Annotated in this window: 9 protein-coding genes; 3 read left to right on the forward strand and 6 right to left on the reverse strand. The window is 73.5% G+C overall.

All coding sequences use genetic code 11. From position 1 onward, the window contains the following. Positions 1 to 12 precede the first annotated feature (12 nt). The 4 genes from MQV74_RS14425 to MQV74_RS14440 all read right to left on the reverse strand — a co-directional run bounded on the left by MQV74_RS14425 (position 13) and on the right by MQV74_RS14440 (position 4,971). Complete coding sequence (locus MQV74_RS14425; RefSeq protein WP_242717691.1) at positions 13 to 1,905, reverse strand: serine/threonine-protein kinase; 1,893 nt, start codon at positions 1,903 to 1,905, stop codon at positions 13 to 15. 97 nt (positions 1,906 to 2,002) lie between these two features. Then, positions 2,003 to 2,827, reverse strand: coding sequence for an ABC transporter ATP-binding protein (locus MQV74_RS14430; RefSeq protein ID WP_242717693.1), 825 nt, complete (start codon positions 2,825 to 2,827; stop codon positions 2,003 to 2,005). Between the two features lie 6 nt (positions 2,828 to 2,833). Beyond that, complete coding sequence (locus tag MQV74_RS14435; RefSeq protein WP_242717696.1) at positions 2,834 to 3,907, reverse strand: FecCD family ABC transporter permease; 1,074 nt, start codon at positions 3,905 to 3,907, stop codon at positions 2,834 to 2,836. Between the two features lie 2 nt (positions 3,908 to 3,909). Then, positions 3,910 to 4,971, reverse strand: a complete 1,062-nt coding sequence (locus tag MQV74_RS14440; RefSeq protein ID WP_242717698.1) for an ABC transporter substrate-binding protein — start codon at positions 4,969 to 4,971, stop codon at positions 3,910 to 3,912. A gap of 224 nt (positions 4,972 to 5,195) precedes the next feature. On the opposite strand from MQV74_RS14440, the gene msrA reads away from it, so the two are divergent. Continuing rightward, positions 5,196 to 5,744 (forward strand): peptide-methionine (S)-S-oxide reductase MsrA, encoded by a 549-nt coding sequence (gene msrA / locus MQV74_RS14445; protein WP_278194148.1) that lies wholly within the window; start codon positions 5,196 to 5,198, stop codon positions 5,742 to 5,744. A 75-nt stretch (positions 5,745 to 5,819) separates the two neighbouring features. Here msrA and MQV74_RS14450 read toward each other — a convergent pair whose 3' ends face one another. Further along, positions 5,820 to 7,148, reverse strand: coding sequence for an acyltransferase domain-containing protein (locus MQV74_RS14450; protein WP_242717706.1), 1,329 nt, complete (start codon positions 7,146 to 7,148; stop codon positions 5,820 to 5,822). A gap of 257 nt (positions 7,149 to 7,405) precedes the next feature. Between MQV74_RS14450 and MQV74_RS14455 the strand changes: the two genes are divergently transcribed. Together MQV74_RS14455 and MQV74_RS14460 are read left to right on the forward strand one after the other, a co-directional pair. Further along, positions 7,406 to 8,797, forward strand: a complete 1,392-nt coding sequence (locus MQV74_RS14455; RefSeq protein WP_242717708.1) for a PucR family transcriptional regulator — start codon at positions 7,406 to 7,408, stop codon at positions 8,795 to 8,797. 11 nt (positions 8,798 to 8,808) lie between these two features. After that, a complete protein-coding gene (locus MQV74_RS14460) occupies positions 8,809 to 15,183 on the forward strand; it encodes a type I polyketide synthase (protein WP_441349355.1) in 6,375 nt (2,124 codons plus the stop codon). A 75-nt stretch (positions 15,184 to 15,258) separates the two neighbouring features. Here the strand turns inward: MQV74_RS14460 and MQV74_RS14465 are convergent, their stop codons facing one another. Continuing rightward, positions 15,259 to 16,410: an acyltransferase family protein gene (locus MQV74_RS14465; protein ID WP_242717712.1), complete on the reverse strand. Its 1,152-nt coding sequence runs from the start codon at positions 16,408 to 16,410 to the stop codon at positions 15,259 to 15,261. Positions 16,411 to 16,421 lie beyond the last annotated feature (11 nt).

Genomic DNA, 16,421 nt, shown 5'->3' on the forward strand with positions numbered 1-16,421 from the left:
CGGCCCGCAGATTCAACGGATTTCAGCGACCGCCTCCGCGGCGAAGCGCAGCGCAAGACGGCGCAGCCGGTCTCGGGAGGGATCGCCGCCGACGGTGACGTTGAGGGTCTCGACGGCCCGGCCACCGCCAGGGTCACGGTGCACCACGCGGACGCGACACGTGCGCGGCCCCTCCGCGCCGGGCTCGACGACGGCCCGGCGGCCGCCGACGCGGGTGAGCGTGCCGTCGCTCGCGTCCGGCACCGCCCTGCCCTGGTCGAAGCGGAGCTCCAGCCAGAGGTCGCTGGTGGTGCTCGCCCACTCGCAGTCCCAGTTGCCGAAGCCGACGTCGGGGTCGCGGGCGTCGACGCCGGGCAGGGCTTCGAGGGCCCGCCCGGCCAGGAGCGCGCAGGCGTCCTGGTGGACGAGGGAGTCGGGCCCGGCCTCGGGGCGGCGGGCGAGCGGCCCGGCGTTGAGCCGTCGCACGGCCGCGCGGGTGGCGGCGTCGGCCACGGCGCACAGCTGCGCGGTGCCGTCACGGCCGGACCCGGTGTCCTCCACGACCACGGCGGCGTGCGCGTCGCGTTCGGTGGCCAGGAGCAGCGTGCGGACGCACTCGTCGCTGTCGCCGGACTCCTTCACCACGGCCACGTTCCCCTCGGTGCGGCGGGGTGCGGGCCGCCCGGAGCCGCCGCCCGTGTCGAGGTGGAACTGGACGTCCACGGGGGCGTCGCCACCGGTGTCCACGAGGATGTCGCAGCGGTCGAAATTGCCGTAGTGCCGGTCGAGTTCGGCCTGGCCGAAGCGTTTGAGGGCGGCCGGGTCCGCGAGGGCGCACGGGTCGACGGTGCGGTGGTCGCCGAGGGGCGAGGCCGCCGGGGCCCGGTGCGTCGCGCCGGGCCCCTCGTCGTGGCCGTCCGGCCGCAGGGGCGGCAGCCACAGGGCGGCGGCGAGCGTCACCCCGGCCACGGCCGCCACGATCAGGAACTGCCGTGACCTGCCCGGAAGCACCATCCGCCCGGAGCTCTCGCTGTCCTGGCCGACGCCCTCGCCCGCGCCGTCGCCGCCCATGTCCCCGTGCGGCAGCGGCTCCTGCGGCCCCGCGATCCCGGCGAGCAGCCGGCCCGCCTCGGCCGCGCCCGGGCGGTTCTTCGGCGCGGGGTCGAGCATCGCGGGCAGCAGTTCGCCGAGCGGGCCGAGGCCCGGGTCGAGGGCGACCTCGCCGCGCTCGGCCTGCCGCTCGGCGACGAACGGGTCGACGTCGCCGCCGGTGTGCGGGCGCGGCGGGCGGCCGGTGACGAGGGTGTGCAGCAGGGCGGCGAGGGAGAACACGTCCGACGCCGGTTCGGGGCGGCCGCGCACGACTTCGGGGGCGGCGTAGTCGGGCGTGTAGCTGACCGTGCCGGGCGGGGTGAGGGTCTCCTGCCCGCCCACCCGGTAGGCGGCGCCGAAGTCCGCGAGCTTGGCGAGGCCTTCGGGCGTGGCGACGACGTTGCCGGGCTTCACGTCGCCGTGCACGATCCCCTCGGCGTGCAGGGCGGCGAGCGCGGCCGCGACCTGGGCGCCGACGCGCGCGGCCCGCCCGGGTGTGAGCGGCGGCCGGTCGGCGAGGCTGCCCCCGGACACGTACTCCATGACCAGCCAGGACGCGGTCCTGCGGCGCGGCAGGGCGCCCTCGGGCAGCGTGAGCACGTCGTGCAGGGTGACGACGTGGGGGTGGCTGAACCGCGCGAGGGCGCGGGCCTCGGCTTCGAGGCGGTCGGACTCCCTGCGGTCGGTGCCGCGGCGGCCGCGCCGCCGCAGCCGCTTGAGGATGACCTGACGGGGCAGCCGCTGGTCGCGGGCGATCCACACCTCGCCCATGCCCCCGTGGAGGGGGCCGCGCACCAGCCGGTAGCGCCCGCCGACCGTCGTGCCCCGGCGCACCCCTGCTCCCCTCAGCCGTGGTCCGGACCCGCGGGCGGCCGTGGGCGGCCACGCGCTCACCGAACCTACTGCGGGCGCGGGGCACGCCACAGGGCCTTCACGGGATGTCCGCGCACCGCACGCGCTCCGGCGCGTCGGCCGCGGGCTCCCCCGCCGGTTCCCGGTGGTCGAAGGCGATCAGGGGGTCGCCGGTCAGCGGATGGTCCACGACGGCCGCCCGGACGCCGAACACCTCGGCGAGCAGCGCGGGCGTGAGCACCTCGCGGGGCGGTCCGGACGCGACGACGCGCCCGCCGTGCAGCACGTGCAGGCGGTCGCAGACCGAGGCGGCCGCGTTGAGGTCGTGCAGGGACACGAGCGTGGTGCGCCCCTTGCCGCGCAGCAGGGCGAGCAGCTCCACCTGGTGGCGCACGTCGAGGTGGTTGGTCGGCTCGTCGAGCACGAGGACGTCGGGGTCCTGGGCGAACGCGCGGGCCAGCAGGACGCGTTGGCGCTCGCCGCCGGACAGGGCCGCGAAGCGGCGTCCGGCCGCCGCGTCCATGCCGACCTCGGCGAGGGCGCGCGCGACGGTGTCCCGGTCGGCGGCGCCGTCCCCGGCGAAGGCCCGCTTGTAGGGCGTGCGCCCCATCGCGACGACCTCGCGCACGGTCAGCTCGACGTCCGCGCCGCGCTCCTGCGGCAGCGCGGCGACGTGCCGGGCCGAGCGCGCGGGGGTCAGCGCGCGCAGATCGGCCCCGTCCAGGAGCACCCGGCCCGCCACCGGCCGCAGATGACGGTAGACGGTGCGCAGGAGCGTGGACTTGCCGCTGCCGTTCGGGCCGACGAGCCCGGTGATCTCGCCCTCGGCGGCGACGAGGTGCGCGCCCGCGACGACGGTGCGCCCGGCGTAGGCGACGGACAGGTCCTCGATGTCGACGCGCACGCGGCCTCAACTCCCGTTCTTCAGACGCCGGTCGAGCAGGTACAGCATCGCCGGGGCGCCGATCAGCGAGGTGACGACCCCGACGGGCAGCTCCTGCGCGTCCATGGCGGTCCGGCACACGATGTCGACGACGACCATGAGGACGGCCCCGCCGAGCGCGGACAGCGGCAGCAGCCTGCGGTGGTCGTCGCCCACCAGGAGGCGGAGGGTGTGCGGCACCATCAGGGCGACGAAGGCGATCGCCCCGGACACCGCCACCAGGGAGCCGGTGAGGACGCTCGTCACCACGAACAGCTCCCGGCGCAGCCGCCCCACGTCGACGCCGAGCCCGGCGGCCGTCTCGTCGCCCATCAGGAGCGCGTTGAGGCCCCGGGCCCGTGCCTGGAGCAGCACCAGGGCGGCCGGGACGGTCACCGCGGGCACGGCGATCAGCTGCCACGTGGCGCCGCTCAGGCTGCCCATGAGCCAGAAGAGCACGCTGTGCGTCTGCTGCTCGTCCCCGGCCTGGAGCACCAGGTAGCTGGTGAACCCGGACAGGAACTGGCCGATCGCCACCCCGGCGAGCACGAGCCGCAGGGGCGCGAAGCCGCCGCCGCGCCGGGCCACGGCCCACACCAGGGCGAAGGTCACGAGGGCGCCCGCGAAGGCCGCGCCGGAGAGCCCGAGCGCGCTGCCCGCGCCCGCCCCGAGGACGATCGCGGCGACGGCCCCCAGGGAGGCTCCGCTGGAGACCCCCAGCAGATAGGGGTCGGCCAGCGGATTGCGTACGAGGGCCTGCACGGCGGTGCCGACCAGGCCGAGCCCGGCGCCGACGAGCGCGGCGAGCAGGGCGCGCGGCACCCGCAGCTGCCACACGATCAGGTCACTGGTGCCCGGCCTCGGCGCGGCGCCGGTCAGCCTGCGCCCGACGACGCCCCACACCTCGCCCGGCGGCAGCGCCGTCGAGCCCCAGGACACGGCCGCGGTGAGCGCCGCGAGGAGCAGCACGGCCAGGCCCGCGGCGACGGGCCCCGCGGGCAGGACCCGCGCGTCGCCGTCGGCGCGGCCCGTCTCCTTCGCCCCGGTGCGCGGGGAGGCCACGGCTAGCGGACCTTGCCCGGGTAGAGGGTCTTGGCGATCCGCACCACGGTGTCGGCGTTGGAGACGCCCGCGATGGTCGTGGCCTCGGAGCCGACGCGCAGGAACTTCCCCTGCTTCACGGCGCGCAGGCCCTTGGTGGCCGGGTTGCTCTCCAGCCACTTCCTGGCCTCGTCGAAGGCCTTCTCGTTGGCCGCGGCGCTGCCGCGGTTGCGGACGCCGAGCTGGATCCAGTCCGGGTTCTTGGAGACCACGTCCTCCCAGCCGACCTGCTTGAACGCGCCGTCGCAGGACGCGAAGACGTTCCGTGCGCCCGCGAGGGTGATCACCGCGTGGCCGACCTGTCGGTTGCAGACGGCCATGGGCTGCTTGGTCCCCGCGTCGTAGTCGAAGAAGAAGTACGTGGGCCGCTTCCGCTCGGGGACACCGCGCACCGCCGTGCGCACGGCGGCCAGCTTCGTCCGCATGCCGTCGACGAGTTCCTTCGCCGTGCTCCGGTTGCCGGTGACGGCGCCGAGCGAGGTGATGTCCCGCTCCACGGCGGACAGATCGGTCACAGGGCCCTTGCGGCCCTGCGCGCAGGCGGTGGACTTCAGGTAGATGTGCTTCATGCCGACCGCCTTGTACTCCTCGGGGGTCGGGGTGTCGCCCATGCCGCCGCCCATGCCTCCCATGGAGGCGAAGCTGTCGATGTACAGCTCGGCGCCGGAGCCGAGCAGCTTCTCCTTGGGGATCACGGAGCGGCTGAGCACCTTCACGTCGTCCGCCCGCGCCCCGAGCGCGCCCGGCAGCGTGCCCTTGCCGGGCGGGAAGCCGGTGCCGGCCACCCGGTCCCCGGCGCCGAGCCTGAGCAGCAGCTCCAGGGCGGCGGCGTTGCTGGTCACGATCTTGTGGGGCGCGGCGGAGAAGCTGGTCGCGTTGCCCTCGCAGTCGGTGACCCGCACCGGGAACCCCGCGGCCCCGCCGTCCGCTGCGGGGCCGTCCGTGCCGTCGCCGCCACCGCCGCAGCCCGCGGCCAGCAGACCGCCCACCGCGGCCGCCACTCCCCACCCCGTACGCGTACGCATCGCACCTCTCCTGGAACCGCTCCGAGCGCCGGGCCTCGCGCACCGGCAGCCCAGGAGTCGCACCGGGGCCGCGCCGGGTTCCCGCCGCTTCGGTACGCACACTCCGCACGGTCCGCGAAACCGCCGAACTCCCCTTCCCGCACGGCCTCTTCACCCACCCGCTGGAAATGTAATTCCTGCTACCATCGAGCGAAAATTCGGACCTGAGTCTGGGGAGGACTCCGATGGCCGATGAAATATCCGAACCAGGGAATGCCGAGACCGCGACACTCGGTCCCGGATGCTTTTGGTCCTTCGACGCGGTGATGCGTCGGACCCCCGGTGTGACATCAAGTGTCGCGGGTTTCGCGGGAGACCACGGCCCGCCCCCCAACTACGAGGACTACGAGCGCTACGGACTCAATCCGCAGAAGTTCGTCGAGGCGGTGCAGCTGACGTTCCGGCCCGACACCATCTCTTTCGAGGAGATACTCACCCTCTTCTTCCAGAGCCATGATCCGACCACACCGAACCAGAGCGGAGCGGACCACGGCACCGTTTACCACTCGACGATCTTCTACGTCGACGAGGACCAGCGGGCACGTTCCGAACAGGTCATGAACCGGGTGCGGAAGGAATTGGGGCAGGACATCGTGACCGATCTCCGGCCCTATCAGCAGTTCGTCGTCGCGGACTCCGATCAGCAGGACTTCTACAACAAGAACCGCTTCCAGCCGTACTGCCGGGCGGTCATCGAACCGAAGCTCCGCACTCTGGGCATCGACGTCGACTGACGGCGCGGCACCGGCCGCGTACGGGAAGGCCCTGACCGGAGCCCCGGTCAGGGCCTTCGGCCCCGTGGGGGTCCGTCACACGAAGGCCGCCGTCCAGTCCACGGCGACCCCGTGGACGTACGCCTCCGCGAGCGCGGCGAGGAACCGGGCGGCGCCGCCGTCCTCGTTGCGCAGCGTCGCCATGAGCGCCGCCGAGCGGCCGAGCTCCTCCACGATGTCCTGCATGCCGACGGTGAGCACGGGCTGGGCGCTGCACTCGACGAAGACCTCGTGGCCGTCGGCGACCAGGGAGCGCACGGCGTCGTCGAACCTGACCGTCTGGCGCAGGTTCCGGTACCAGTACTCCGCGTCGAGCCCTTCGGTGTCGACGCGCCGCCCGGTCACCGTCGAGTAGAACGGCACGTCGCCCGCCGCGGGTTCGACGCTCGCGGCCAGGTCGAGGAGGGTCTCCCGCAGGTCCTCCACGTGCGGCGAGTGCGCGGCGAAGTCCACGCCCGGCACCCGCCAGCGCATCATCCGGGCCGCCCGCAGCGCGGCGCCGAAGTCGGCCATGGCGGCCGTGTCGCCCGAGACCGTGAGGGTCGCCGGGCCGTTCACCGCGGCCACCGAGAGGGTGTCCTCCCAGTCGGCCAGCATGGCGCGCACCTGGTCGCCGGGGGCGAGCACGGTCAGCATCTCGCCCCGGCCGCGGATCTTCGTCAGGGCCTGGCTGCGCAGCGCGACGATCCGCGCGGCGTCGTCGAGGGACAGCGCGCCCGCGACGTGCGCCGCCGCGATCTCGCCCTGCGAGTGGCCGACCGCAGCGCCCGGCTCGACGCCGAAGCGGCGCCACAGCCGGGCCAGGGACACCATCATCGAGAACAGGACGGGCTGTACGACGTCGACCTGGTCCAGCGGCGGGGTGCCCGGCACGCCGCGCAGCACGTCCTCAAGAGACCAGTTCAGATACGGCGACAGGGCCTTCTCGCAGTCCCGGACCGCCTCGGCGAACACGGGCGAGGCGTCGAGCAGCGCCACCGCCATGCCGGCCCACTGGGTGCCCTGGCCGGGGAAGACGAACACCGGTCGGGTGCCCGCTCCGGCCCGCCGGGGCGCCCGGCCGGTGATCACGTGCGGCGCGGGCCGCTCCTCGGCGAGCGCGCGCACCCCGTCGAGCAGTTCGGCGCGGTCGCGCCCGATGACCACGGCCCGGAACTCGCCCGCGGCCCCGGCCGCCACGAGCGACCGGCCCACCTCGGCGAGCAGAGCGGCCTCGCCCGCGCCCGCCGCCGGCCCGGGGGCGAGCCGGGCGAGGAGGCGGCCGGCCTGGGCGCGCAGTCCCGCCGCGCTGCGCCCGGACAGCACCCACGGCACCGTGCCGGTCACTGCGCCGATTCGAAGGTCTTGCGTGGCGGGCTTGGTCACGAGCACTCCTCGTCGCTGCCAATCAGGGGGACCGCGCAGCGCAGACCGCTGCCCATCGGCGGGACCGGGCAGCGCCAAGACCACTGCCGATCGGTGGACCGCGAGCGCAAGATATCCCCACAGCCCGGAACTACCGCCCACCGCGCGGTAATTCCGCCGGTCAGGGCCGGTTACCGGGCGGTTACCCGCCGTGGCCGAAAGCGCGTATAGGCTGCCCGCACCCAGTCGCGTCCGCTTTCCGTTAGGGAGGCTACTCGTTGTCAGGCTGCCCGACTTCGCAGGCCACTATTCCTGCGCGTCCCCAGATCACGTCCACCAGTTCCCTGCTGCATCTACTGCGCCCCGCCGACGACTCTGTACTCCATTTACCGGCGACGAATCCGCAGCTGGTCGAGGAGGTAGTCGCCCGCGTCGGTACGGGAGCGACCGGCTGGGCGATCGAGAACAGCCGCCTGCTGCTTGCCGAACTCTCCGGAGAGCCCTTCGCCCGTTTCGACCAGAAGTCCCGCAGCGAGACCAGGCTCGTCGAGGCGATAGCGCTCTGGGTCGTCCTGCGGCTCAGCGGCATAAGATCCATCACCGGCGTCCTTTCCGCGGAGCTCACCCACACCATTCGGGAACGCATCTCGGACAACACGACCGTCGACCACGTCCTTCGCTATGTCCGGGCCGCCCACGCGAGTTTCACCCGTGAGCTGTTCGAGTTCCGCGACGCCGTGATCCCCGCCGAGGACCAGGCGACGATGATGCGGTCCATCTCCGCCGACCTCTTCGAGGGAATGGAGACGCTGTCCGCCGCGGTCGCCGAGAAGTTCGCCGCCGAGCGCGACCGCTGGTTCGCCGGCTCGGTGGGCGAGCGCCTGGAGCTGGTCTCCTCGATCCTCAAGGGCAAGCCCGTCGACACCATGCGGGCGCTGCGCCAGCTCGGGTACGACCTGACGCTGCACCACGTCGCGCTCGTCCTGTGGCAGGACGAGATCAGCCCCGACAGCAGCCGCGAGCTGGAGGCCACGGCCCTGCGCCTGCTCGACCAGGTCGGCTGCTCCTCGATGCTGATGCTCCCGGCGGGCCCGGGGCGACTGTGGGCGTGGGGCGGCCGCGCCACCGACCGCCCGGCCGAACTGCGGCGCGCCGAGAAGCCCGTGGACCTGCCCCCGCACATCCACGTCGCCTCCGGCCTGCCGGGCGACGGCGTGGCGGGCTTCCAGCGCTCCCACGAGCAGGCCGTCACCGCGGAGCGCGTCGGCGGCATCATCGAGCCCGGCCCGTACGGGCTCTGCGACTACGGCGACCTGGAGCCGGTGATCCTGCTCGGCAACGACGCCGAGGCCACCGCCGACTTCGTCCGCCGCGAACTCGGTCCGCTCGCCGCGGACAACAGGTCCATGGCCGCGCTGCGCGAGACCGTGCGCTGTCTCCTGGACAACGAGCGCGGCGTCGCCCTCACCGCCAAACACCTGCACATCGCGAAGAACACCGTGGTCTACCGGGTGAAGAAGGCGGAGCAGCTCCTCGGGCGGTCCCTGCGCGAGGACCGCCTGCGCCTGCACCTCGCGCTGTACCTGGCGGGACGGCTCGGCTCCACGGTGCTCGCCGACCACGATCCCGCGACAGGCCTTGAGAACTCGATTCGGGCGGTAGCCAAATGAGCGGTCAGCAGATGAACAAGGACGAGAAGCTCCTCGACTACCTCAAGTGGGTCACCGCCGACCTGCACAAGGCCCGGGCCCGGGTCGAGGAGCTGGAGGCGGGCCGCTCCGAGCCCATCGCCATCGTCGGCATGGGCTGCCGCTACCCCGGCGACGTGACGACACCCGACGACCTGTGGCGCCTGGCCGCCGACGGCGTCGACGCGATCTCGGGATTCCCCGCCGACCGCGGCTGGGACGTGGACGACCTGTACGACCCGGACCCCGACGCCACCGGCAAGGTCTCCGCGCGCGAGGGCGGCTTCCTCAGCGACGTGAAGGGCTTCGACGCGGCCTTCTTCGGGATATCCCCGCGCGAGGCCCTCGCGATGGACCCGCAGCAGCGGCTGCTCCTGGAGACCACGTGGGAGGCCGTCGAGCGGGCCCGCATCGACCCGCGTTCGCTGCGCGGCAGCGACACCGGCGTGTTCGTCGGCGTGATGTACACGGGCTACGCGTCCGACGTCGACGCCTCGGCCGCGGGCACCGAGGGCTACATGATGACCGGGATGCTGACCAGCGTCGCCTCCGGCCGGATCTCCTACCTCCTCGGCCTCGAAGGCCCGACGGTCACCGTGGAGACGGCCTGCTCGTCGTCGCTGGTCTCGATCCACCAGGCCGTGTCGGCGCTGCGCGGCGGCGAGTGCTCGCTGGCCCTCGCGGGCGGGGCGATGGTCCTGCCGGTCCCGGACCCCTTCGTGGAGTTCTCGCGGCAGCGCGGCCTCTCGCCGGACGGCCGCTGCAAGGCGTTCGCGGCCGCCGCGGACGGCACCGGCTTCTCCGAGGGCGTCGGCGTCCTCGCCCTCGCGCGGCTCTCCGAGGCCCGGCGGCGCGGGCTGCCGGTCCTCGCGGTGATCCGGGGCACCGCGGTGAACTCCGACGGCGCCTCCAACGGCCTGACCGCCCCGAGCGGACCCTCGCAGCAGCGCGTGATCCGCGCGGCCCTGGCCAACGCCGGGCTCTCCCCCGCCGAGGTCGACGTCGTCGACGCGCACGGCACCGGCACGATGCTCGGCGACCCGATCGAGGCCCAGGCGCTCCTCGCGACCTACGGCCGGTCCCGGCCCGACGACCAGCCTTTGCTGCTGGGGTCGTTGAAGTCGAACATCGGGCACACGCAGGCCGCTGCCGGTGTCGCGGGTGTCATCAAGATGGTCATGGCGATGCGCCACGGCGTGGTTCCGAAGACCCTCCACGTCGACGAGCCCACTCCCGCCGTCGACTGGACGGCCGGTGCGGTCGAGCTGGTCACCGAGGAACGCCCCTGGCCGACGACCGGCCGCCCGCGCCGCGCCGCCGTCTCCTCCTTCGGCGTCAGCGGCACCAACGCCCACCTGGTCGTCGAAGAGGCCCCGGCAGCCGACCCCGGCGAGCCGGTGGAGCCGACGGCGGCACTGCCGGTGGTCCCCGTGGCGCTCTCGGCGAAGACCGAACAGGCGTTGCGGGTGCAGGCGGAGCGGTTGGCGTCCGTGGTCGGGGACGGTGTGTCTCCGTTGGATGTGGGTCTGTCGTTGGCGGGTTCGCGGTCGGTGTCGTTCGAGCATCGTGCGGTGATGCTTGCGGCTGATGGTGCTGAGTTGGTGGCCGGGCTGGAGGCTTTGGCGGCGGGTGAGTCGGGGCCGGGTGTGGTGTCGGGGGTCGCCGCGGAGGGGCGTACGGGGTTCTTGTTCACGGGGCAGGGAGCCCAACGTCCGGGTATGGGGCGGGAGTTGTATGACGCTTTCCCGGTGTTCGCGGCCGCCTTCGATGAGATCTGTGGGCATTTTGATTCGCTGTTGCCGGGGTCGTTGAAGGAGGTGGTGTTCGGCGGGCAGGGGCTGGATGAGACGGGGTGGACGCAGCCTGCTCTGTTCGCGTTCGAGGTGGCGTTGTTCCGGTGGGTGGAGTCCTTGGGTGTGGTGCCGGACTTTGTGACCGGGCACTCGATCGGTGAGCTGGCGGCGGCGCATGTGGCGGGTGTGCTGGGGTTGGAGGATGCGTGCCGGGTGGTGGCCGCGCGGGGGCGTTTGATGCAGGCCCTGCCTGCGGGTGGTGCGATGGTGGCGGTGCAGGCCGATGAGGCCGAGGTCCTGGCACTGCTGGAAGGCCATGAGGCGCAGGCGGGCATCGCCGCGGTCAACGGCCCTGCCTCGCTGGTGATCTCCGGTGTCGAGGACGTGGTGACCGGAATCGCGGACGTCCTGCGGGAACGCGGGCGCAAGACGAACCGGCTCACGGTCAGCCACGCCTTCCACTCGCCGTTGATGGACCCGGTGTTGGAGGAGTTCGCCGCCGTCGTCAATGACGTGACCTTCAACGAACCATCCATTCCCATGGCGGCTTCGGTCGAGGAGGTGTGCTCGCCCGGCTACTGGGTGGATCACATCCGGCGTGCGGTGCGTTTCGCCGATCACGTGGTGGGGCTGCGGGAGCAGGGCGTGGCCCGGTTCGTGGAGATCGGCCCTGATGGCGTGCTGACGGCGATGGGGGCGCAGAGTGTGGAGGCGTCGTTCATCGCGTTGCAGCGCCGGGAGCAGTCCCAGGTGCGTACCGTGCTGGCCGGGCTGGCCCGGTTGCACGCGGCGGGCCACACGGTGGACTGGGAGCGGCTGTTCACAGGCACCCCGGCCGCCCTGGTGGATCTGCCGACGTACCCCTTCCAACACCAGAACTACTGGCTGGACAGCACCTCGGCGGCCTCGCGGAGCACGGCCGGGCTCGGGCTCGGCGCGCCGGGGCACCCGTTCCTCGCCACGGCCGTCCGGCTCGCCGGTGACGACGGGGCGGTGTTCACCGGGCGGCTCTCGCTGCACGCCCACCCCTGGCTCGACGGACACCGCGTCGGCGGCACCGCGACGCTGCCCTCGGCCGCCCTGGTCGAGCTCGCGGTCCGCGCCGGTGACGAGGTCGGCTGCTCCGGCGTCGCCGACCTGACGGTCGGCACCCCGCTGACCGTGCCCGAGAGCGGCGGCGTACAGGTGCAGGTGGCCATCGGCGCGGCGGGCGAGGACGCGTACCGGCGGATCACCATCAGCTCCCGGCCCGACCGGGACGAGCACGACGCGCCGTGGCGGACGCACGCCACCGGCCTGCTCACCGAGGCGCAGCCCGCGCCCCTGGTGTCCCTGGAGGCCTGGCCGCCGCCGGGCGCGACCCCGGCCGGGCTCGACGGCTTCTACCAGCGGCTCGCCGAGAAGGGCTTCGCGCACGGGCCGGTGTTCCAGGGGCTGCGGGCGCTGTGGCAGCGGGGCGACGACCTGTTCGCCGAGGTCGCGCTGCCCGACGACGCGGACGTGGCGGCGTTCGGGCTCCACCCCGCGCTCCTCGACGCCGCGCTGCACCCGCTGCTCGCCGCCGGGCGCGACACCACGGGGCTGTCCTGGCACGGCTTCACCCTGTACGCCTCCGGGCCGCGCACGCTGCGGGTCTGGCTCAGGGCCAAGGGCGACGACGCGTTCCGGCTGTGGCTGGCCGACGAGTCGGGCGAGCCGGTCGCCGAGGCCCGCGCGCTGCGGCCGACCCCGGTGGCGCCCGTGGAGCGGCTCGACGGGGCGAGTGGCGACTCGCTGTTCCACGTCGTCTGGTCGCCGGTCGCCCTGCCCGACCCCGAGGACCTCACGCCCACCCGCCTCGCCGTGCTGGGCGACGCGCCGGACGGCGTCGGGCACCGCGTCGAGAGCGTCGCGGACGCCGCGGGGGACGTCCTCGTGGCCGTACTCGACGTGCCGTCCGGGGACGGCACGGTGGACGCGGCGCACCGGAGCACCCTGCGGGCGCTCGAACTGGTGCAGGACGGTCTCGCCCTGGAGACCTCCCGGCTCGTCCTGGTCACGCGGAACGCCGTCGCGACCCGTGACGGCGAGGACGTCGACCTCGGCGCGGCCCCGGTGTGGGGCCTCGTCCGGTCCGCCCAGGTCGAGAACCCCGGCCGGATCACCCTGATCGACCTCGACGACGACCCGGCGAGTGCCCGGTGCCTCGCCGCCGCCATCGCCTCCGGCCACGAGCAGGTGGCCCTCCGCGCGGGCCGCGCGAGCACCCCGAGGATGGCCAGGGTGCGCCCGGCCACCACGGCCGCGCCGGAGTTGGCGTCGGAGGGGACGGTTCTGGTCACGGGTGGTACCGGTGCTCTGGGTGGTCTGTTCGCCCGGCATCTGGTGGGTGCGTACGGGGTGCGGCATCTGGTCCTGACCAGCCGTCGGGGCCAGGACGCTCCGGGGGCGCGGGAGCTGGTGGCGGAGCTGACCGGGCTGGGGGCCGCGGTCACGGTCGCCGCGTGTGACGCCGCCGACCGCGACGCGCTCAAGGCGGTGCTCGACGCCATCCCCGCCCAGCATCCGCTCACCGGTGTCGTGCACACCGCCGGAGTCATCGACGACGGCATCATCACCGCCCTCACCCCCGAACGTGTTGCCACGGTCCTGCGGCCCAAGGTCGACGCCGCCTGGCACCTGCACGAACTCACCCACGACCAACCCCTCACCCTCTTCGCCCTCTTCTCGTCGGTCGCCGGTGTCATCGGCTCACCGGGGCAGGCGAACTACTCGGCCGCCAATCTGTTCCTCGACGCCCTCGCCCAGCACCGCAGGGCCAACGGCCTCCCGGCCGACTCGCTGGCCTGGGCGGCGTGGGCGCAGGAGCACGGCATGGCGTCGCGGCTCTCCGAGGTCGACTGGAGCCGGGCGACGCAGTCGGGCCTCAGGCCCATCGCGCCGGAGGAAGGGCCCGAGCTGTTCGACGCGGCGCTCGCCGCCACGCACCCGGCGACGGTGCCCATGCACCTCGACGTCGGGCTGCTCGAACGGCAGGCGGGCCCGCTCTTCCCGGTGCTGCGGAGCCTGGTGCGCAGGCCGGACCGGCGCGTGGTGACCGCAGCGGCCGCGCACAGCGGGCAGTTCGCGGAGCGCCTCGCCGAGCTCGACGGGTCCGGCAGGCGCGAGCTGCTGCTCGACCTGGTGCGCTCGTCGGTGGCCGCGATCCTCGGCCACGGCAGGACCGACGGCATCACCCCCGCCACCGTCTTCACGGACCTCGGCTTCGACTCGCTCACGGCCGTGGAGCTGCGCAACCACCTGGAGGGCGTGACGGGTCTGCGGCTGCCGCCGACCCTGCTGTTCGACCACAACACCCCCGCGGCGCTCATCGACCACCTCGGCGCGGAGCTCGCCAGCCGGTCCGAGGCGCCCGCCCGGTCCGCGGTGGACTTCGCGGCCGAGGTGCGGCTCGCCGACGACGTGGTCCCGGCCGACGAGGTCGTCACCGTGGTCGCCGACCCCGGGCAGGTGTTCCTCACCGGGGCGACGGGGTTCGTCGGGGGCTTCCTGCTCAGGGACCTCATGCGGTCGACGGGAGCCACCGTGCACTGCCTGGTCAGGGGCGCCGACGAGGCGGCCGCCCTGGACCGGCTGCGGTCCGGCCTGACCTGGTACGGCATCTGGGACGACATCGACCCCGACCGCCTCAGGGTGCTCCCCGGCGACCTCTCCGCGCCGCGCTTCGGACTCACCGACGAGCGGTACGACCGGCTCGCGCGGGAGGTCGACGCGGTGTACCACGCGGGCGCCACCGTCAACTGGCTGCACCCGTACCAGTCGTTGAAGGCGGCCAACGTCACCGGCACCGAGGAGGCGCTGCGGCTCGCCGCGCTGCACCGGACGGTCCCGCTGCACTACGTGTCGAGCACCGGCGTCTTCGCCAAGGCGGCGCCCGGCGGCGCCGGTCTGACCCCCGAGGACCCGACCGGGCCGCCGGAGGAGCTGACCAACGGCTACCGGCAGAGCAAGTACGTCGCCGAGAAGATCATCGGGCTCGCCCAGGAGCGCGGCCTGCCCGTGTCGGTCTACCGCGCCGACGTCATCTCCGGGGCGCGGACCAACGGCGCCTGCCAGACCCGCGACTTCGTCTGGCTGAGCCTCAAGGGCAGCCTCCAGGCGGGGAAGGTGCCGACGGGCGCGAACGCGCTGTTCCCGATGGTGCCGGTGGACTACGTCAGCGCGGCCGTCCTGGAGCTGTCCCGCACGGCGGACAGCCGGACCTTCCACCTGTTCAACCCGGTGGCGGTCAGCTTCGCCGACATGGTGACGCAGCTCCGCGCCCTGGGCCACGTCCTGGACGAGGTGTCCTGGGACGAGTTCGAGGCCACGGTCCGCGACGACCGGGACAACGCGCTCTTCCCGACGATCGACATCTTCCGCGCCTACATGACCGCGGGCGAGGCCCTGTACATGCGGGTGGACGTCAGCGCGACGGAGGCCGCCCTGGCCGGGACGGGCATCACCTGCCCGGAGATCGACGCCGAACTCTTCGCCACGTACGCGGAGTTCTTCACGGAAGCCGGATACTTCCCGGAGCCGGTACGGGTCGGCTAGCCGGCCGACGGCCGCGGCACGGAGGGCCGGGCGCGTCCCGTGGGACGCGCCCGGCCCTCCGGCTTGGGATGGCGCTCAGTCGAGTACGCGCTGGTCCTCCGCCTTCGCGGGCGGCGCGACCGGGGCGACCGCGGCCGGGCGGTGGCGGCCGAAGCGGCGCATCAGGGGTCTCTCCACGCACCAGTACAGAATCGTGGCGGACACCACGGCCGCCGCGAGCAGGGCGAGGGCCAGGAGCGAGCCGGTCGCGAGCGAGAAGGTGCGGGTGGGGCCGATCCGGTCGGCCACCGTCATGATGATGATCCAGTGGACCATGTAGAAGGCGAAGGAGATCTCGCCGAGGAACACCATCGCGGGCCTGCGGAACACCGACGGGGTCTGCTCCCGGTCGGCGACCGCGGCGGCGGCGATGAGCGGCGCGGTCCACACCGTCGACATCCCGGCCGTGCCCGCCAGGTACGGCAGCTTCAGGGCGAGCACGTAACCGGCGACGGCGATCGCGAAGGCGGGCACCAGACCGATGCGCGGCCACCGCCCCGCCGCCACGATCCGGGCCAGGACGATGCCGAGGACGAATTCGAGCGCGCGGACCGGCGGGAAGAAGTACACGAACCACACCTGGTCGAAGGAGACCTCGCCGGTCAGACCGAAGCCGATGAGGCCGGGCTGGTCGCTCACCGCGTACGTGGCGACGAGGAATGCCCCCACGATCAGGCCGAGCACCACGGCGAGCGCCGGCCACAGCCATTCCTCGCGAATGCGGCGCACCACGGGGAAAAGGACCGGAAAGGCCAGGTAGAAGAAGAATTCACACGCCAGCGACCAGCTCACCCCGTTGACGGCCGAACTCGTCCGGATGTCGGGGAACCACGCCTGCTGCATGGTCAGGGACGCGAGCCAGTCGACGGTGCGCGTGGGCCGGTCGGTGCTGAGCACGAAGAGCGCCGCGAGACCGAAGGTGACCCAGTGCATGGGCCCGATCTTCACCAGGCGGCGGCGCCAGAACGAGGTCGTCGTGTCGCTCGCGCGGGCGGTCCAGGCGAGGACGAAGCCGCTCAGGATGAAGAAGAAGCCGACGCCGTACGAGCCGGAGAGGGCGAAGGCGTCCCGGAGCCTCACCCCGGTGTCGCCCGGGATGAGCTGGGTGTACCAGACGACGTGCGTGGCGAAGACCATCAGGGCCGCCACGAAGCGCAGACCCGTGAGGGACGGCAGCCGCGTCAGCATGCGATCCGCCC

It is taken from the genome of Streptomyces sp. AN091965 (assembly GCF_022698285.1).
Taxonomy (GTDB): Bacteria; Actinomycetota; Actinomycetes; order Streptomycetales; family Streptomycetaceae; genus Streptomyces.